This is a genomic window from Citrobacter sp. RHB20-C16 (assembly GCF_013890155.1).
Classification (GTDB): Bacteria; Pseudomonadota; Gammaproteobacteria; order Enterobacterales; family Enterobacteriaceae; genus Citrobacter_A; species Citrobacter_A amalonaticus.
Map to the genome: position 1 here is coordinate 1,863,887 of NZ_CP057630.1, position 18,630 is coordinate 1,882,516.

Annotated in this window: 17 protein-coding genes, 1 tRNA gene, 1 other RNA gene and 1 pseudogene; 8 read left to right on the forward strand and 12 right to left on the reverse strand. The window is 54.6% G+C overall.

Annotated elements, in window-relative coordinates; translation table 11 throughout:
* The first annotated feature begins 80 nt into the window (after positions 1-80).
* Positions 81-515, forward strand: a complete 435-nt coding sequence (locus HVX64_RS08935; RefSeq protein WP_044327093.1) for a DoxX family protein — start codon at positions 81-83, stop codon at positions 513-515.
* A 33-nt stretch (positions 516-548) separates the two neighbouring features.
* Here HVX64_RS08935 and hcr read toward each other — a convergent pair whose 3' ends face one another.
* From hcr to aqpZ, 4 genes are all read right to left on the reverse strand, one after another.
* On the reverse strand, positions 549-1,517 hold the full coding sequence (gene hcr / locus HVX64_RS08940) for an NADH oxidoreductase (protein ID WP_044256363.1): 969 nt from the start codon (positions 1,515-1,517) through the stop codon (positions 549-551).
* A gap of 10 nt (positions 1,518-1,527) precedes the next feature.
* Positions 1,528-3,180: a hydroxylamine reductase gene (gene hcp, locus HVX64_RS08945; RefSeq protein WP_043001978.1), complete on the reverse strand. Its 1,653-nt coding sequence runs from the start codon at positions 3,178-3,180 to the stop codon at positions 1,528-1,530.
* Positions 3,181-3,323: 143 nt separating this feature from the next.
* Positions 3,324-4,223: a lysine exporter LysO family protein gene (locus HVX64_RS08950; protein ID WP_044256361.1), complete on the reverse strand. Its 900-nt coding sequence runs from the start codon at positions 4,221-4,223 to the stop codon at positions 3,324-3,326.
* 146 nt (positions 4,224-4,369) lie between these two features.
* Positions 4,370-5,065 (reverse strand): aquaporin Z, encoded by a 696-nt coding sequence (gene aqpZ, locus HVX64_RS08955; protein ID WP_044256492.1) that lies wholly within the window; start codon positions 5,063-5,065, stop codon positions 4,370-4,372.
* A gap of 413 nt (positions 5,066-5,478) precedes the next feature.
* Between aqpZ and HVX64_RS08960 the strand changes: the two genes are divergently transcribed.
* Positions 5,479-7,137 (forward strand): ATP-dependent endonuclease, encoded by a 1,659-nt coding sequence (locus HVX64_RS08960; protein ID WP_043001216.1) that lies wholly within the window; start codon positions 5,479-5,481, stop codon positions 7,135-7,137.
* Here HVX64_RS08960 and HVX64_RS08965 read toward each other — a convergent pair.
* Complete coding sequence (locus tag HVX64_RS08965) at positions 7,134-8,084, reverse strand: VirK/YbjX family protein (protein ID WP_043001215.1); 951 nt, start codon at positions 8,082-8,084, stop codon at positions 7,134-7,136. The two genes, HVX64_RS08960 and HVX64_RS08965, sit on opposite strands and share 4 nt — an antisense overlap.
* A gap of 151 nt (positions 8,085-8,235) precedes the next feature.
* Here HVX64_RS08965 and macA point away from each other — a divergent pair, with 151 nt between their 5' ends.
* Together macA and macB are read left to right on the forward strand one after the other, a co-directional pair.
* The gene (gene macA, locus HVX64_RS08970; RefSeq protein ID WP_102948068.1) at positions 8,236-9,348 is read left to right on the forward strand and encodes a macrolide transporter subunit MacA; all 1,113 of its coding nucleotides are present in this window, start codon (positions 8,236-8,238) and stop codon (positions 9,346-9,348) included.
* Entirely contained in the window at positions 9,345-11,291 is a 1,947-nt protein-coding gene (gene macB, locus HVX64_RS08975; RefSeq protein ID WP_044256358.1) for a macrolide ABC transporter ATP-binding protein/permease MacB, read from the forward strand. Before macA ends, macB begins: the two co-directional genes overlap by 4 nt.
* Before the next feature lie 75 nt (positions 11,292-11,366).
* Here macB and cspD read toward each other — a convergent pair whose 3' ends face one another.
* Positions 11,367-11,588, reverse strand: a complete 222-nt coding sequence (gene cspD, locus HVX64_RS08980; protein ID WP_042284847.1) for a cold shock-like protein CspD — start codon at positions 11,586-11,588, stop codon at positions 11,367-11,369.
* Positions 11,589-11,738: 150 nt separating this feature from the next.
* On the opposite strand from cspD, the gene HVX64_RS23985 reads away from it, so the two are divergent.
* The 3 genes from HVX64_RS23985 to clpA all read left to right on the forward strand — a co-directional run bounded on the left by HVX64_RS23985 (position 11,739) and on the right by clpA (position 14,540).
* Positions 11,739-11,813: a hypothetical protein gene (locus HVX64_RS23985; RefSeq protein WP_212807582.1), complete on the forward strand. Its 75-nt coding sequence runs from the start codon at positions 11,739-11,741 to the stop codon at positions 11,811-11,813.
* A 98-nt stretch (positions 11,814-11,911) separates the two neighbouring features.
* Entirely contained in the window at positions 11,912-12,232 is a 321-nt protein-coding gene (gene clpS / locus HVX64_RS08985; RefSeq protein ID WP_042320277.1) for an ATP-dependent Clp protease adapter ClpS, read from the forward strand.
* A gap of 31 nt (positions 12,233-12,263) precedes the next feature.
* Positions 12,264-14,540 (forward strand): ATP-dependent Clp protease ATP-binding subunit ClpA, encoded by a 2,277-nt coding sequence (gene clpA / locus HVX64_RS08990; RefSeq protein ID WP_043001212.1) that lies wholly within the window; start codon positions 12,264-12,266, stop codon positions 14,538-14,540.
* 448 nt (positions 14,541-14,988) lie between these two features.
* On the opposite strand, the gene HVX64_RS08995 is transcribed toward clpA, so the two are convergent.
* The 3 genes from HVX64_RS08995 to HVX64_RS09005 form a co-directional block, all read right to left on the reverse strand.
* A non-coding RNA gene (locus HVX64_RS08995) (RtT sRNA) lies at positions 14,989-15,119 on the reverse strand.
* A 44-nt stretch (positions 15,120-15,163) separates the two neighbouring features.
* Positions 15,164-15,251 (reverse strand) — tRNA-Ser (locus HVX64_RS09000).
* A 195-nt stretch (positions 15,252-15,446) separates the two neighbouring features.
* The gene (locus HVX64_RS09005; protein WP_044256352.1) at positions 15,447-16,307 is read right to left on the reverse strand and encodes a pirin family protein; all 861 of its coding nucleotides are present in this window, start codon (positions 16,305-16,307) and stop codon (positions 15,447-15,449) included.
* A 106-nt stretch (positions 16,308-16,413) separates the two neighbouring features.
* Here HVX64_RS09005 and HVX64_RS09010 point away from each other — a divergent pair, with 106 nt between their 5' ends.
* A complete protein-coding gene (locus HVX64_RS09010; protein WP_043001210.1) occupies positions 16,414-17,325 on the forward strand; it encodes a LysR family transcriptional regulator in 912 nt (303 codons plus the stop codon).
* A 75-nt stretch (positions 17,326-17,400) separates the two neighbouring features.
* On the opposite strand, the gene infA is transcribed toward HVX64_RS09010, so the two are convergent.
* The 3 genes and pseudogenes from infA to aat form a co-directional block, all read right to left on the reverse strand.
* Positions 17,401-17,619: a translation initiation factor IF-1 gene (gene infA, locus HVX64_RS09015; protein ID WP_001040187.1), complete on the reverse strand. Its 219-nt coding sequence runs from the start codon at positions 17,617-17,619 to the stop codon at positions 17,401-17,403.
* Positions 17,547-17,914, reverse strand: a pseudogene (locus HVX64_RS09020) (hypothetical protein). The gene infA and the pseudogene HVX64_RS09020 overlap by 73 nt, the downstream one beginning before the upstream one ends.
* A complete protein-coding gene (aat, locus tag HVX64_RS09025; protein ID WP_044256350.1) occupies positions 17,915-18,619 on the reverse strand; it encodes a leucyl/phenylalanyl-tRNA--protein transferase in 705 nt (234 codons plus the stop codon).
* Positions 18,620-18,630 lie beyond the last annotated feature (11 nt).

Here is an 18,630-nt window from a genome sequence, read left to right on the forward strand (position 1 = left end):
CCCCTTATTTTCAGCGGCTTCCTTTCAGGGGGGATAACGCGTAGCGTGAAAAAATCAGAGTGAACCAGGGGTAAATTCAGATGCTTACCACATTGTTAAATGCAGTGAATCGGATGCTGACGCACGAGGATTTTGGCAAGTTTTTATTACGCCTGGCGGTGGGGGGATTGATGCTGTTTCACGGGCTGCATAAGCTGTTTGCCGGGATTGATGGCATTAGCGGAATGCTGATTGCCAAAGGGTTACCGGGCTTTATTGCGTACGGCGTACTGGTGGGGGAAGTGATTGCGCCTTGTCTGATTATTCTCGGGATCCTGACGCGTCCTGCGGCGCTGGTGCTGGCATTCACCATGATTGTGGCGTGGCTGATGGTCGGGATGAATGAAACCTGGGCGCTGGATAAAACTGGCGCCTGGGCAATTGAAAGTCTGGTCTATTTCTTTATCGGCGCACTGGCGGTGGCGTTTCTCGGTGCGGGACGGTTTTCGGTTGCGGGTAATTCAGCCTGGCGGTAAAAAAAAAGCCCGGACGAACCGGGCTTTGTTGACTCAGGCGAGCACTAAGTCGCCCTGCGGATGACAGGAGCAGGCCAGTACGTAGCCTTCGGCGATTTCAGCATCGGTTAGCGTCATGGTGCTGCTGACCATATAGTCGCCGGAAACCACTTTGGTTTTACAGCAACCGCAGACGCCCGCGCGGCAGGCAACGGTGACGGGCACCTTGTTGCTTTCCAGTGCATCCAGCAGCGTCGTACCGACCGGCGCGTAAAATTCTTTCGCTGGCTGCAGCTTAGTAAATTTTAGACCGCTGGTTGCCGCTTCCGCTACCGGGGTGAAGAACTGTTCTTTAAAGAAGCGCGTGACGCCCAGCGCTTTCACTTCCCGCTCGACCAGATCCATATACGGCGCCGGGCCACAGGTCATCACCGTGCGGGAGGCCAGATCCGGTACCTGTTGCAACAGCGCAGTGGTCAGGCGACCGGCGACAAAATCGGCCGTGGCGTTGTTTTCCGCCACCAGCGTGACCGGATACTGACGCCATTCTTCGGCAAAAATGACATCCTGCGGCGAGCGCACGTTGAAGATCACCTGTACGTCAGCATGCGGACGGTACTTCGCCAACCAGCGGCGCATCGACATGATCGGCGTGACGCCACAACCGGCTGCCAGCATCAGGAACTTATCATCGGCTTTGTCTTCGCAGATGAAATCGCCCATTGCATCGGACAGCCAGAGGTAGTCGCCGCGCTTCACGTCGCGGGTTAACCACTGTGAGCCCGCACCGTCGTCAATCCGGCGAACGGTCAGCGTAATGTACTCGCTGACGCCCGGCGTTGAAGAGAGCGTGTAAGCGCGCAGCGTTTCCGCCGAATTACGCACGCTGATCAGTGCATACTGCCCGGCGCGATACGGATAATAGTCGTGGCACAGCAACGAAATTGTCCATACATCCGGCGTTTCCTGATGGATGTGATGAACCTGCATCCGCCATGGGCACTGATGAGTTGGCATTGTCATTTTTTACTCCTTACGCGCTCAGCAACTGCTTCATGTCTTCTTCAACGGTGGTCACGGAACGTAGACCAAATTTCTCGTTGAGTACCGCCAGCAGATCCGGCGTGAAGAAACCAGGCGCCGTCGGGCCAGTAACGATGTTTTTCACACCGAGAGACAGCAGGGTCAGCAGAATGACAATCGCTTTCTGTTCAAACCAGGAGAGTACCAGCGACAGCGGCAGGTCGTTTACGCCACAGCCCAGTTTCTCTGCCAGCGTCACTGCCAGAATGATAGCGGAGTACGCATCGTTACACTGACCGGCATCAACCAGACGCGGCAGGCCTTCGATATCGCCGAACTCCAGCTTGTTGAAGCGATATTTACCGCAGGCCAGGGTCAGGATCAGGCAATCATCCGGTACGCTGGTGGCGAAATCGGTGAAGTAGTTACGTTCGCCGCGCGCGCCGTCACAGCCGCCAACCAGGAAGATGTGACGCAGTTTTTCACGGCTCACCAGATCGATCAGGGTGTCCGCCGCGCCCAGCAGGGTCTGACGACCGAAACCGACGGTGATCAGGTGTGGAATTTCGCTGTACGGGAAGCCTGCCATTTGCTGGGCCTGCGCGATAACCGGACCGAAGTCATCGCCTTCCAGGTGGCTCACACCCGGCCAACCGACGATGCTGCGAGTCCAGATACGATCGTCGTAACTGCCAACGGTCGGGTCGATGATGCAGTTAGAGGTCATCACGATAGGGCCAGGGAAGCGGGCGAATTCGACCTGCTGGTTCTGCCAGCCGCTACCGTAGTTACCAATCAGATGTTTGAATTTACGCAGTTCCGGATAACCGTGCGCGGGCAGCATTTCACCGTGGGTGTAGACGTTAACGCCAGTACCTTCGGTTTGTTCCAGCAGGTTATACAGATCTTTCAGGTCATGACCTGAGATCAGGATGCACTTCCCTTCGGTCGCTTTCACGTTAACCTGGGTCGGCGTCGGGTGGCCGTATTTAGTGGTTTCACCGGCATCCAGAATGCTCATCACTTTGAAGTTCATCTGGCCGATTTCCATTGAGCACTCCAGCAGAGCGTTCATATCGGAAGGCCAGGTACCCAGCCACGCCATGATTTTATGGTACTGCGCGTAGATATCGTTGTCGTACTTCCCGAGAACGTGCGCGTGCTCCATATAGGCCGCCGCCCCTTTCAGGCCGTACAGGCACAACAGACGCAGGCCGAGAATGTTCTCGCCAATCGCGGCTTTGTCTTTGTTCGGGGTAAATTCGGCGGCCTGACGCTGCAGGTCGCCCAGATCGTCACTAACCAGTTGCAGGTCAGCCATTGGGTTGTCGCAGTGCGCATTGGCGTCAACGCTCAGGCATTGGGCTTTTAGCGCTTCACGCATCGCGATAGCGTCGCGAGCATAGCCGACGATACGTGGAGAATCGAAGTTAACGTTGGTCAGCGTGGAGAAGAAAGCACGCGGGGCAAAGTTATCAACGTCATGATTAATGATGCCATATTCACGAGCTTTAGCCGCCCATGCAGACAGACCTTGTAGGGAGGCGATCAGCAGATCCTGCAGATCAGAGGTTTCAGCCGTTTTACCGCACATACCCTGCGCGTAAGAGCAGCCGTTTCCTGCCGGAGTACGGATGGTTTGTTCACATTGCACACAAAACATGGTCACACCTTAAAAGTTATATTTGATATACATGTTTAAGATTATGCCTGTGCGCAGAGGGATAAAAGGGATTTCTGATACAACTTACAGGGAGATTGATTTAGCGCAATTTTGGCGGCAGTGGCCTACCGCCAAAGAGGGCGTTAAGCGGAGAAAAAAGCCATCAAAATGGGCACCAGCAAACTGAGGACAAAGCCGTGAACAATCGCCGCTGGAACCATCTCCAGCCCACCGGTACGCTGTAACACCGGCAGGGTAAAGTCCATCGACGTGGCACCACACAGTCCCAGTGCAGTAGAACGACTGCGGCGTACCAGACCCGGGATCAGCATAATCGCGAGCAGTTCGCGCGCCAGATCGTTAAAGAACGCGGCGCTGCCGATCACCGGACCGTAGGATTCGGTCAGCAAAATACCAGAAAGGGAGTACCAGCCAAAACCCGACGCCATCGCCAGCGCAGTTTTCACTGGCAGACCGAGAATCAACGCGTTAATCAGGCCGCCAATCATGGAGCTGGCGACGACCACGACCGCCACAATCATGCCTCGTCGGTTCAGGACAATCTGCCTTAACGTCATCCCGCTATTGCGTAACTGGATGCCGACCAACAACAGCAGCAGGATCAGCGTATATTCGCTTGCTTCTATGGCGTGTTGCAAAATGGGCAGCGCGCTCAACCCCAGCAAAAAGCCAACCACCACCACGCCGCACAGTTTCAGTGACTCAAGCGCCATCGCGATACGGGAGGGCAGTTTCTCTTGTTGATGATGATGTCGCCAGGGTAATGCGCGTTCCAGCCACAGTAATGCGGCAATATTGCACAGCAAAATAACGGTAATGCTAACGGCGGAATAGTGAAATATCGCCAGCAGATTGCTCGCCAGATTATCCAGAAAGGCCAGGCTGATCCCCATAAAAAAGAGAATCAGATAAACCATCCAGCTCAATAGTCGATTGATCAGTTTTAATGCCGCGGTGTGCCGAAGCGGAATGAGATAACCTGCTATCAGCGGAAGCAGAATGATGAGAAGTCCTGAAAACATGAACAGCCGGGTCCTTTGAATTAGCGAGACAGCGCCATGACACTACCCAATTACGCGGGTTCAGTAAAGATGCAAAATAAAAGCCGGACAAGGTCCGGCTGAAGCGCGTTTGACCCGACGGGTATGCGCCGTCGGGTGTTCTGACATTAATCGCGTTTTTCGAGCAGCGTACGGTAAATAAGACCGCCGAGAATCCCGCCAATAATTGGCATCACCCAGAATAACCACAGTTGATCTAACGCCCAACCGCCCTGGAAGATAGCGACCGCGGTACTCCGCGCCGGGTTCACAGACGTATTGGTCACCGGAATGCTGATCAAGTGGATAAGGGTTAATGCCAGACCGATAGCGATCGGCGCAAAACCTGCCGGTGCATGTTTGTCCGTTGCGCCGTGAATCACCAGCAAGAAGCCGGCAGTCAGCACGATTTCGATAATAATCGCGGACAGCATGGAGTAGCCACCCGGAGAGTGCTCGCCATAACCGTTGGAGGCGAAACCGCTGGCGGTTGCATCAAAACCGGCTTTACCGCTGGCAATTAAATACAGGACTGCCGCTGCAATAATACCGCCGACTACCTGGGCAATAACGTAGCCAATAACCTCTTTTGCCGGGAAACGGCCGCCAGCCCATAAACCTAATGTCACCGCCGGATTAAAATGCCCGCCGGAAATATGGCCAACAGCAAAGGCCATGGTTAATACGGTCAGGCCGAAGGCCAGGGCAACACCCGCAAAACCAATACCTAATTCCGGAAACGCTGCTGCCAGAACGGCGCTGCCGCAGCCACCAAAAACAAGCCAAAATGTACCAAAACATTCGGCTGCTAATTTTCTCAACATATCCACCTCAATGTAAAAAATAACCACAAAAAAACAGTGGCAATCAATATTTATTGTCTGCCTGAATGACGACAAATAAATAGCTCGCTATTTTAAAAACGATCGTCATCCGTTCTCTAGTCAAATAAAACCCGTTAGTTTGATTTAGGGCAATGCGGCGTCATTCCTTCCATAGATTTCTCTTAAGGGAAGTGTAGTGCAAAGTCCTGTGAAAATGGATTGTCAAAAACGGATTTATTTTTTGCATCCTGCAAAACGTGCGTTTCTGTATTACGAATGAAAGAGTAAAGAATAAATCGTTCATCCTTCAGACAGTTAGCCTGCGTAATAATATGCCTGTCACGTCCCGCGCCGGGTTTTGCGGTTATACTGCGAGGAGAGTAAAGGGAAAGTGAAGATTTTCTGGAGGATACATGATTCTCGAACGCGTTGAGATAGTGGGATTTCGCGGTATCAATCGACTGTCGTTGATGCTCGAGCAGAATAACGTCCTGATCGGTGAGAACGCCTGGGGTAAATCAAGTTTACTGGATGCGTTAACACTCCTGCTGTCACCCGAATCTGAGTTGTATCATTTTGACCGCGATGATTTCTGGTTTCCTCCTGGTGATATGAAAGGCCGCGAACATCATCTGCATATCGTACTGACGTTTCGTGAATCTCAGCCTGGGCGCTACCGGGTTCGCCGCTATCGGCCGCTCGAGGCGTGCTGGGCACCGTGTCACGATGGTTTTCAACGCATCTTTTATCGACTTGAAGGCGAATGTGGCGAGGATGGCAGCGTGATGACGCTGCGCAGTTTTCTCGACGGTGACGGGCATCCGCTGGCGGTAGACGATATCAACGAACAGGCGCGGCATCTGGTGCGCCTGATGCCGGTGCTGCGTTTACGCGATGCGCGGTTTATGCGCCGTATTCGTAACGGCACGGTGCCGGAGGTTGCTGATGTCGAAGTCACCGCCCGCCAACTGGATTTTCTCGCCCGCGAACTGGCGATGCGTCCGCAGAATCTCACCGACGGACAGATTCGGCAGGGACTCTCGGCGATGGTGCAACTGCTTGAGCACTATTTTACCGAGCAGGGCACTTCGCAGTCCCGCCACCGCTTAATGCGCCGACGCTCCACCAACGAACAGCGAAGCTGGCGCTATCTCGATATTATCAACCGGATGATCGACAAACCGGGAGGACGTACTCACCGGGTGATTCTGTTGGGGCTGTTCTCCACGCTGTTGCAGGCGAAGGGCACGGTCAGGCTGCATAAAGACGCCAGACCACTGCTGTTGGTAGAAGATCCGGAAACGCGTCTGCATCCCATCATGTTGTCAGTGGCGTGGCAGTTGCTGAATTTGCTACCGCTTCAGCGTATCACCACCACCAACTCGGGCGAGTTGCTCTCGCTGACCCCGGTGGAACATGTCTGCCGTCTGGTGCGTGAATCCTCGCGCGTGGCGGCCTGGCGTCTGGGACCGGGGGGGCTGAGCGCAGAGGATGGTCGACGCATTGCGTTCCACATTCGCTTTAACCGTGCTTCCTCGCTGTTTGCCCGCTGCTGGCTGCTGGTGGAAGGGGAAACAGAAACCTGGGTGATTAACGAACTGGCCCGTCAGTGCGGTCATCACTTTGATGCCGAAGGGATTAAGGTGATCGAATTCGCGCAGTCAGGTCTTAAACCGCTGGTGAAATTCGCCCGGCGGATGGGCATTGAGTGGCACGTGCTGGTGGATGGTGATGAAGCCGGGAAAAAATATGCCGCCACGGTGCGCAGCCTGCTGAATAACGACCGGGAAGAAGAGCGCGAACACCTGACGACGCTGCCAGCGCTGGATATGGAACACTTTATGTACCGGCAGGGGTTTGCCGATGTTTTTCACCGGGTGGCGCAAATCCCGGAAAATGTGCCAATGAATATGCGCAAAATCATTTCGAAGGCGATCCATCGCTCATCGAAGCCCGACTTAGCCATCGAAGTGGCGATGGAAGCCGGGCGGCGAGGTGTGGATGCGGTGCCGACGCTGCTGAGAAAAATGTTCTCCCGGGTGCTGTGGCTGGCGCGCGGCAGAGCGGACTAACCCTGTAAGCACTGTGGAACCTGCGTGACGACGCTGTCGAGCAGCGCATAGCGGCGGCGGTATTCAGCCCGTTTTTTGCTGGCGATATCCGCCTCGCTTTTCCGCGCAATAGTCAGCGGCAGCGAGAAGTAATCTCCTTGCGTTTTTTCACCGCCCAGTGACGCCCAGAAAGCGTCGTAATCGGCATGCATTTGCGTTTTTTTGTCCATATAGCGCCAACTGCGATAAACATGAACCGCGTTGCTGACCGCCAGAATCTGCTCCGCCCTGGCGATGTGTGCGAACTGACACAGCGCTTCCATTACCACTCTTTTGGGGAACAGGCCGTAACAGGCTTTCGTGGCCTGCTGAATGACCTCATGTGGAACATCATTTGCCGCGCCCTGCAAGCCGCCAATAAACAGGGTGCGTTTTCCGTTTAGCGTGCAGAATGTGAAGGTAATTTCTGCCAGAATACGCATCTGCTCGTCGCGGATCACGACGGTACTTTCACCTTCTTTATCCAGTGAGACCAGGCTGACTAAATCAAGCTGGAATGACGCACCGTCTTTGGCCTCAAATTTTGCCAGATTGAGACCGTTCTGGCTTAAATAACGGGCCAGTTGTTCGCGGCTGAATAACTGACGCAGCAGGTCATAATGACTACAGAGCGCGGTCAGTGCGGTTTCGCGCTTAATATTCACCGCCATATACGGGCGATGCAGACGAATTGGCAACCGGGGTTGTCGGGCCAGCAGCGTATTCAGCTCAGGCCATTGGGTCAGGTTTTCCAGCAACTGACGGGTAGCCCTTGGCATCAGTAACGAGCGAATTAAAAACTTACGGCGAAAGCTGGCCTTCCGCCAGAATTTACCCGGCAGTAATTGACCCCTTGTCAGGCGCATAAATAATTGTAAAGGAGACGCAACGTCTGAAGTGTAAAAGGTATTATCAGTAATCTGTGACATGATCATAATCCGCAATGCGATGATTGTGGAAATTGAAACACGCTGAATCTTAACCAATCATCAATGCCTCGAGCGCTATCCTTTTCGCTTGCGGTTTGTTTAGATACTGTTGAATTTCAGCTGAAAACTTACCATCAGGATCGCTATGGGTATTAAGGGAAATAAAATTAAAAAGCGCTATCTGTTGCTTATTTTCATTCTCATCCTGGGGGCATTTGCCCTTTGGCGGACGCTTAATGCGCCTGTGCCAAATTATCAGACGCTGATTGTGCGGCCGGGAGATTTGCAGCAGAGCGTACTGGCAACCGGCAAACTCGACGCCTTACGTAAAGTTGACGTGGGCGCGCAGGTGAGTGGTCAGCTCAAAACGCTGTCGGTAGCAATTGGCGATAAAGTGAAGAAAGACCAGTTGCTGGGCGTTATCGACCCCGAACAGGCGGAAAACCAGATCAAAGAGGTGGAAGCGACGCTGATGGAGCTTCGCGCTCAACGCCAGCAGGCTGAAGCCGAGTGGAAGCTGGCGCGGGTGACGCTCGCCCGCCAGCAACAGCTGGCAAAAACTCAGGCTGTGTCGCAACAGGATCTGGACACCGCCGCGACGGAGATGGCGGTGAAACAGGCGCAAATCGGCACCATTGATGCGCAGATCAAACGCAATCAGGCATCTCTGGATACCGCGAAGACCAACCTCGACTACACCCGCATCGTTGCGCCGATGGCTGGTGAAGTCACGCAGATCACCACCCTACAGGGGCAGACGGTGATTGCCGCGCAGCAGGCGCCGAACATTCTGACACTGGCGGACATGAGTACGATGTTGGTGAAAGCACAGGTTTCTGAAGCTGATGTGATTCACCTTAAACCGGGGCAGAAAGCCTGGTTCACCGTGCTGGGCGATCCGCAGACCCGCTACGAAGGGACGCTGAAAGATGTGCTGCCGACGCCGGAAAAAGTGAATGATGCCATTTTCTATTACGCCCGATTTGAAGTGCCCAACCCCAAAGGTATTCTGCGCCTGGAGATGACCGCACAGGTCCATATTCAGCTAACGGATGTGAAAAACGTTCTGACGATCCCGCTTTCCGCGCTGGGCGATCCGGTCGGGGACAATCGCTACAAGGTGACCTTACTGCGTAACGGTGAAACTCGTGAACGCGAAGTGTCAATTGGTGCGCGCAATGACACCGACGTAGAGATTGTAAAAGGGCTGGAAGCCGGTGATGAAGTGGTGACGGGCGAGGGCAAACCAGGAGTCGCGCAATGACGGCATTGCTTGAACTGAGCAATATTCGCCGCAGTTATCCCTCGGGAGAAGAGCAGGTGGAGGTGCTGAAAGGCATCACGCTACAGATCAATGCCGGGGAGATGGTCGCGATCGTCGGGGCGTCTGGCTCCGGCAAATCCACGCTGATGAACATTCTGGGATGTCTCGATAAACCCACCAGCGGCACCTACCGGGTCGCGGAACGTGATGTCTCAACGCTGGACCGCGATGCGCTGGCGCAACTGCGTCGGGAGCATTTCGGTTTTATTTTCCAGCGCTACCATTTGCTGTCACATCTGACGGCAGCACAAAACGTCGAAGTCCCTGCCGTTTACGCCGGTACGGAAAGGAAACAGCGTCTGGCGCGCGCGCAGGAGCTGCTCCAGCGGCTTGGTCTGGGCGATCGCGTTGATTATCAACCCTCGCAGCTTTCCGGCGGTCAGCAACAGCGCGTGAGTATTGCCCGCGCGCTGATGAACGGCGGACAGGTGATCCTCGCCGATGAACCCACCGGTGCGCTCGACAGCCGTTCCGGTGAAGAGGTGATGGCAATTCTGCACCAGCTGCGCGATCGCGGGCATACGGTCATTATCGTCACCCACGATCCCCAGGTTGCCGCCCAGGCAGAGCGGGTGATTGAGATCCATGACGGCGAAATTGTGCGCAATCCGCCCACAAAGCACGCCGCGCAGGGGCAGGGCATTCAGGAACCGACGGTGAAAACGGCGTCCGGCTGGAGCCAGTTTGTCAGCGGGTTTCGCGAGGCGCTGACAATGGCGTGGCTGGCGATGGCGGCCAACAAAATGCGCACGCTGCTGACGATGCTCGGGATCATCATCGGTATCGCGTCGGTGGTGTCGATTGTGGTGGTTGGTGACGCAGCGAAACAGCTGGTGCTGGCGGACATCCGCGCCATCGGGACCAACACCATTGATATCTACCCCGGCAAAGATTTTGGCGACGACGATCCACAGTATCAGCAGGCGCTGAAATACGACGATCTTGCGGCGATCCAAAAACAACCCTGGGTGACTTCTGCGACGCCCGCGGTGTCGCAGAACCTGCGCTTACGCTATGGCAATATCGACGTCGCCGCCAGCGCGAACGGGGTCAGCGGCGACTATTTTAACGTTTATGGCATGACGTTCAGCGAAGGGACAACGTTCAACCGCGAACAGCTTAACGGCCGTGCGCAGGTGGTAGTGCTCGACAGCAACACCCGACGTCAGTTGTTCCCGCATAAGGCGAACGTGGCGGGCGAGGTGATCCTCGTGGGCAACATGCCTGCGACGGTCATTGGCGTGGCGGAAGAGAAGCAGTCGATGTTTGGCAGCAGCAAAATCCTGCGCGTCTGGTTGCCATACAGCACGATGTCCGGGCGCATCATGGGGCAGTCGTGGCTGAACTCGATCACCGTACGAGTGAAGGAAGGCTTCGACAGCGCACAGGCCGAAGAGCAACTCACCCGACTGCTGACGCTACGTCATGGCAAAAAGGATTTCTTCACCTGGAATATGGACGGTGTCTTGAAAACCGCCGAAAAGACCACACGTACTCTTCAGTTATTCCTGACGCTGGTGGCGGTGATTTCGCTGGTAGTTGGCGGGATCGGCGTGATGAACATTATGCTGGTGTCGGTCACAGAGCGTACGCGGGAGATCGGCATCCGGATGGCGGTTGGCGCGCGCGCCAGTGATGTGCTGCAGCAGTTTCTGATTGAAGCGGTGCTGGTATGTCTGGTGGGCGGCGCGCTGGGTATCAGCCTGTCGATGCTGATTGCCTTCACGCTGCAACTGTTCCTGCCCGGTTGGGAGATTGGTTTCTCGCCGGTCGCGCTGCTGACGGCATTTTTGTGCTCTACCTTTACAGGCGTCCTGTTTGGCTGGTTACCGGCGCGCAACGCGGCGCGACTGGATCCGGTCGATGCGTTAGCGCGAGAGTAACGTCCCGGGAAATAAAAATGCCAGCCGATCGGGCTGGCATTTTACCTGCGGGATGTACACAATGAGACAGAAGAGCTATGCAACAGCTTCTGCTTCGATAGGCACGATGACACTGGCGTGATTGCCTTTTGGCCCCTGGTGAACATCAAACTGGACAGACTGTCCGGCTTTTAGCGTTCTGTAACCATCCATCTGAATGGTGGAATAGTGAGCGAAAATATCTTCGCCGCCGCCTTCAGGGCAGATGAACCCAAACCCTTTGGCATTGTTGAACCACTTAACAGTACCCGTTTCCATGCTTCGACATCCTTCGTAAATCTTATATAAGTAAGATGGAATGAACCGGTGGTGGAGTGGGGGTTGTTCAAAACCTCGCCAACTCTCGAAATTACAATTTAGAGAAATCAGGCGGGGCGTCAAGCGTCTGACGGGGGTCGGTGGGTAAAAATGAATCAAAAATTTGAAGCAGTTAACGCTATTGGCGGGAATGTGACAGATGTCGCGGATGCCAGTGATAGATGATAGTTATCTATTAATTGAGGTAGATTGATTGTGCACATCCGCTCTTGTCAGCGGCAGACTGTTCTGCCGGTAACCGTAACTGAAGATGACGACTGACAATGGGTAAGACGAACGACTGGCTGGATTTCGACCAGCTGGCGGCTGATAAAGTGCGTGACGCGCTAAAACCGCCATCTATGTATAAAGTGATATTAGTCAATGATGATTACACTCCGATGGAGTTTGTTATTGACGTGTTACAAAAATTCTTTTCTTATGATGTAGAACGTGCAACGCAACTGATGCTTGCGGTTCACTATCACGGTAAAGCCATCTGCGGCGTTTTCACCGCAGAGGTCGCGGAGACCAAAGTGGCGATGGTGAACACGTATGCGAGGGAGAACGAGCACCCGTTGCTGTGTACGCTGGAAAAAGCCTGAATGCAGGCATAAAAATTGGGGGGAGGTGCCTATGCTCAATCAAGAACTGGAACTCAGTTTAAATATGGCTTTCGCCAGAGCGCGCGAGCACCGTCATGAGTTTATGACCGTCGAGCACTTGTTACTGGCGCTGCTCAGTAACCCATCGGCCCGCGAAGCGCTGGAAGCGTGTTCCGTGGACCTCGTGGCGCTCCGTCAGGAACTCGAAGCCTTCATTGAACAAACCACACCCGTATTGCCTGCCAGCGAAGAAGAACGCGACACGCAGCCGACGCTGAGCTTTCAGCGCGTACTGCAACGTGCGGTCTTCCACGTTCAGTCCTCCGGGCGCAGTGAAGTGACTGGCGCGAACGTGCTGGTCGCTATCTTTAGCGAACAGGAATCTCAGGCTGCTTACCTGCTGCGTAAACATGAGGTCAGCCGTCTTGATGTGGTCAACTTTATTTCTCACGGTACGCGCAAAGATGAGCCGAGTCAGTCGTCTGATCCTGGCAGTCAGCCCAATACCGACGAGCAAGCTGGCGGGGAGGAACGTATGGAGAACTTCACGACTAACCTTAACCAGCTTGCCCGGGTTGGCGGTATTGACCCGCTGATCGGCCGTGACAAAGAACTGGAGCGCGCCATTCAGGTACTGTGCCGTCGGCGTAAAAATAACCCGCTGCTGGTGGGGGAATCTGGCGTCGGGAAGACGGCGATAGCCGAAGGCCTGGCCTGGCGTATCGTGCAGGGCGACGTGCCGGAAGTGATGGCCGATTGCACCATCTACTCGCTGGATATCGGTTCGCTGCTGGCGGGCACCAAATACCGCGGTGACTTTGAAAAACGCTTTAAAGCGCTGCTGAAACAACTGGAGCAGGATAGCAACAGCATTCTGTTTATCGACGAGATCCACACCATCATCGGGGCCGGTGCGGCGTCGGGTGGTCAGGTGGATGCGGCAAACCTGATTAAACCGCTGCTTTCCGGCGGTAAGATCCGCGTGATCGGCTCCACGACCTATCAGGAGTTCAGCAACATTTTTGAGAAAGACCGTGCGTTAGCCCGTCGTTTCCAGAAAATTGATATTACTGAACCGTCGGTAGAAGAGACCGTACAGATCATCAACGGCCTGAAACCGAAGTATGAAGCGCACCATGATGTCCGTTACACCGCGAAAGCGGTACGTGCAGCGGTTGAACTGGCGGTGAAATACATCAACGACCGTCATCTGCCGGATAAAGCGATTGACGTCATTGATGAAGCGGGGGCGCGTGCGCGCCTGATGCCGGTCAGCAAGCGTAAGAAAACCGTCAACGTGGCGGATATCGAGTCCGTTGTGGCGCGTATTGCGCGTATCCCGGAGAAGAGCGTGTCGCAAAGCGATCGTGATACGCTGAAAAACCTTGGCGACCGTCTGAAAATGCTGGTCTTTGGGCAGGATAAAGCCATTGAGGCGCTGACCGAAGCCATCAAGATGAGCCGTGCGGGCCTGGGACACGAGCATAAGCCTGTCGGTTCCTTCCTGTTTGCCGGTCCGACCGGGGTCGGGAAAACCGAGGTAACAGTGCAGCTTTCTAAAGCGCTGGGAATTGAATTGCTGCGTTTTGACATGTCCGAGTATATGGAACGTCATACGGTCAGCCGCTTGATTGGCGCGCCTCCGGGATACGTTGGTTTCGATCAGGGCGGTTTGCTGACGGATGCGGTCATCAAGCATCCCCATGCGGTACTGCTGCTCGATGAAATCGAAAAAGCGCACCCGGATGTCTTTAACCTGCTGCTGCAGGTGATGGACAACGGCACGCTGACGGATAACAACGGACGTAAAGCCGATTTCCGCAACGTGGTGCTGGTGATGACGACTAACGCCGGTGTCCGTGAAACGGAGCGTAAATCGATTGGCCTGATTCATCAGGACAACAGCACTGACGCGATGAGCGAAATCAAGAAAGTGTTCACGCCGGAGTTCCGTAACCGTCTCGACAATATTATCTGGTTCGAGCACCTGTCTACTGAGGTGATCCACCAGGTTGTCGATAAGTTCATCGTCGAGCTGCAGGTTCAACTGGATCAGAAAGGTGTCTCCCTGGAAGTCAGCCAGGAAGCGCGTAACTGGCTGGCTGAGAAAGGCTACGATCGGGCAATGGGCGCACGTCCAATGGCGCGCGTGATTCAGGATAACCTGAAAAAACCATTGGCGAACGAGCTGCTATTTGGTTCTCTGGTGGATGGCGGGCAGGTGACCGTGGCACTGGATAAAGAGAAAAATGAGCTGACCTATGGTTTCCAGAGTGCCCAGAAGCACAAACCGGAAGCCGCGCATTAATCCACCTCTCTATAACTGGTTGATAAACCGGGCCGTGTGCCCGGTTTTTTTTATGCAAAAAAAAGCCCGTACTTGCGTACGCGCTCATTCTCGAATATGGCGGTGAGGGGGGGATTGACTCGCTTCGCTCGCCCTGCGGGCGTCATGGCCTGCGGCCATTCCGTCCAACGGGCTGTGCCCGTTGTCGACCCCGGTCGGGGATTCTCATCCCCCCTATTGGGGAACATAAAAGAAAAGAGCCGATACATAAGTACCGGCTCTTTTCTGAAAGATGGCGGTGAGGGGGGGATTGACTCGCTTCGCTCGCCCTGCGGGCGTCATGGCCTGCGGCCATTCCGTCCAACGGGCTGTGCCCGTTGTCGACCCCCGGTCGGGGATTCTCATCCCCCCTATTGGGGAACATAAAAGAAAAGAGCCGATACATAAGTACCGGCTCTTTTCTGAAATATGGCGGTGAGGGGGGATTGACTCGCTTCGCTCGCCCTGCGGGCGTCATGGCCTGCGGCCATTCCGTCCAACGGGCTGTGCCCGTTGTCGACCCCCGGTCGGGGATTCTCATCCCCCCTATTGGGGAACATAAAAGAAAAGAGCCGATACATAAGTACCGGCTCTTTTCTGAAATATGGCGGTGAGGGGGGGATTCGAACCCCCGATACGTTGCCGTATACACACTTTCCAGGCGTGCTCCTTCAGCCACTCGGACACCTCACCATATTGTATTGCTGCCTGACCACTTGGGGGGCAACGGGGCGCTACTATAGGGAGTTGCACTAAAACGGTCAAGCAGTATTTACGCTTTACTTCTCGTTTGGTTACGCATTGTACATCTTCCCCAACGTAAGCCGTCGGGGAAGCGATTTAGCGTTGTGAATCCACTTTTCGCGGCTCTTCACGACCTTCTCACGCTCAGAGTTGACCAAAGCGGCCCGCGTTAAAATCGCGAACGGCTTCTGCGATTTCTTGTCTGGTATTCATGACAAACGGACCGTAGCCGACGCTCGGTTCATTCAGCGGCTCTCCCGACAGTAACAACACGCTGGCATTGTGGGTGGCTTCCAGATGCAGTGCGTCCCCTTGCTGGCTTAATACCACCAGTTGCGCCTCGCTTGCTGTTGTCGATCCATTTACCGTGATTGAGCCTTTCAGGACGACCAGCGCGGTACTCCACCCTTCAGGCTGTGAAAGCGTCACCGGGCGCGCCTGTTGTAACCGCATATCCCAGACGTTCAGCGGCGAGAACGTGTGTGCCGGACCGGTCGTCTGCTGATACTGACCGGCAATAATTCGCGCTGTCCCGGCATCGTCCGGCAGCTCAACGGTCGGGATGAAATCCTGGGTGATGCTCTGATAACCCGGCGCCGTCATTTTGTCTTTTGCTGGCAGGTTCACCCACAGTTGCACCATCTCCAGTTCTCCTCCTTTGTGGGTGAAGGCTTCAGAGTGAAATTCTTCATGCAGAATGCCCGCACCCGCGGTCATCCATTGCACGTCGCCGGGGCCGATAATGCCGCCTCGACCGGTTGAGTCGCGATGCTCAACCTCACCGCGGTACACAATTGTCACCGTTTCAAAACCACGGTGGGGATGTTCACCCACGCCGCGCTTTTCCGTTCCCGGCGCGAAGGTATGGGGACCGGCATAGTCAAGCAGCAAAAATGGGCTCAACTGTTCTGCATGGGACTGGTACGAAAACAGTGAACGAACCGGAAATCCATCGCCAACCCAGTGCGGACGAGGTGCGGTATAGACGCCTGTAACCTTTTTCATCATTCTCTCCTCAATGGCTTGTTACGTTATGAATAAGCTTATATTCATGACAGCGAGGTGAGTAGTGGCTAAAATGGATTTCATCGTTCTGAAAATGGAACAATAAATGGTAAAGCCAGATCTCAATGATTTTGCGTGGTTTGTTCATGTCGTGGAGCAGGGCGGGTTTGCTGCTGCAGGTCGTGCACTCGATGAACCGAAATCAAAGCTCAGCCGGCGCATTGCACAACTGGAAGAGCAACTGGGGGTGCGGCTCATCCAGCGGACTACACGGCAGTTTAACGTCACGGAAGTGGGACAAACGTTCTATGAGCACTGTAAAGCCATGCTGGTAGAAGCACAGGCAGCGCAGGATGCGATTGCCGCATTGCAGGTTGAGCCTCGGGGCGTGGTTAAGCTAACGTGTCCGGTGACGCTGCTTCATGTCCACGTGGGGCCAATGCTGGCGAAATTTATGGCGCGTTACCCCGACGTAACGTTGCAACTCGAAGCCACGAACCGTCGCGTTGATGTAGTAGGGGAAGGCGTTGATATTGCGATCAGAGTGCGTCCGCGCCCGATTGAGGACAGCGATCTGGTGATGCGGGTGCTTGCCGACCGCGCCCATCGGTTGTTTGCCAGCCCGGCGCTGATCGCACGCATGGGTACCCCTACGGCGCCGTCGGAATTAAGCTGTTGGCCCGGACTGAGTCTCTCGGCAGGCAAACATATTCATCGCTGGGAACTGTATGGTCCACAAGGGGCCAGAGCGGAAGTGCACTTTACCCCGCGATTTATCACGACCGACATGCTGGCATTGCGCGAGGCGGCCATCGCCGGCGTCGGTGCCGTGCAACTTCCCATCTTAATGGCGAAAGAACAGCTTGCGGCGGGGGAACTGGTTGCGTTACTGGAAGGTTGGGAACCACGAAGAGAGGTCATTCACGCGGTTTTCCCTTCACGCAGGGGATTACTGCCATCGGTCAGAGCGCTGGTGGATTTTCTGACGGATGAGTATGCGCGAATGGCGGAGGAGTAGGGGATTTTCATGCAACAAAAAAGGCCGGCTTAACCGACCTTTTATCATCTGGACGCCATTCGGGCGTGAAAACAATCAGCGACTACGGAAGACAATGCGGCCTTTGCTCAGGTCGTACGGGGTCAGCTCAACAGTCACTTTGTCGCCCGTCAGGATGCGGATGTAGTTTTTACGCATTTTACCGGAGATGTGTGCAGTAACCACGTGACCGTTTTCTAACTCTACGCGGAACATGGTATTAGGTAACGTTTCGAGAACGGTACCCTGCATTTCAATATTGTCTTCTTTGGCCATCTAATCCTCTGGGGTATCACTACCGTAATTTGAACCGGCAAGATAATGCCGAAGTTCTTTTAATAAGTAAAGATTTGCACGTTTAAAACGCAGCAAACAAAATTTGGCGCATTACTCCGATTCGCTTCAAAAACACACGACAAAGCCGCACGTGAAGCGCAACGTATAAGGGAGCGATGAGATAAACGATGGCGTTACCTGACGCGAACGGATCCTTAACGGCAGCGGGGTAATGGGCTAAACCAACTCTGCGACCGCAATTATAACACCCTGATAAAAAATGTGCCGAAAACATTCACCCCTGGGGCAAAAATAACGTGCGAGGGACCCAAAAATCGCGAGGTAAACGTTGCTGGCGTAATGCATCGAGGTGTTCCAGATACACCCGACGCGGAATTTCGACCGCGCCTAACGATTCGGTATGACTATTGAGCACCTGACAATCCATTAATTTACCGCCTTGCCGAACAAATTCTGCGCAAAAAACCAGCAGTGCGGTTTTTGACGCATTCTCTTGTCGGCTGAACATCGATTCGCCGCAAAACAGCGCCCCCTGGGAAACGCCATACATCCCGCCAACCAGCGTATTTTCACGCCAGACCTCAATGGAATGCGCATGTCCCAGTTCGTGCAGTCGATGATAGGCCTCCACCACGCCCTGGGTGATCCATGTCCCTTCATCGCGATCGTTGGCGCACCCTTCGATGACCTGGCCAAACGCATAATTCAGTGTGACGCGATACGGAGAACGCTTATGAAAGCGCTTCATGCTGCGGCTGACATGAAACGCGTCAGGCCACAGAATGGCGCGGGGATCCGGTGACCACCAAAGAATAGGGTCGCCAGGCGAAAACCACGGAAAAATACCGCGTTGATAGGCCATCAGCAGGCGCGCAGGGCTGAGATCGCCTCCAAGCGCCAGCAGGCCGTTTGGCTCGCGTAAAGCGCCCTCCGGCGAAGGGAAGGCGATAGAGTGTCGGGAAAGCTGAACCAGGCGCATGACAGCAGAAC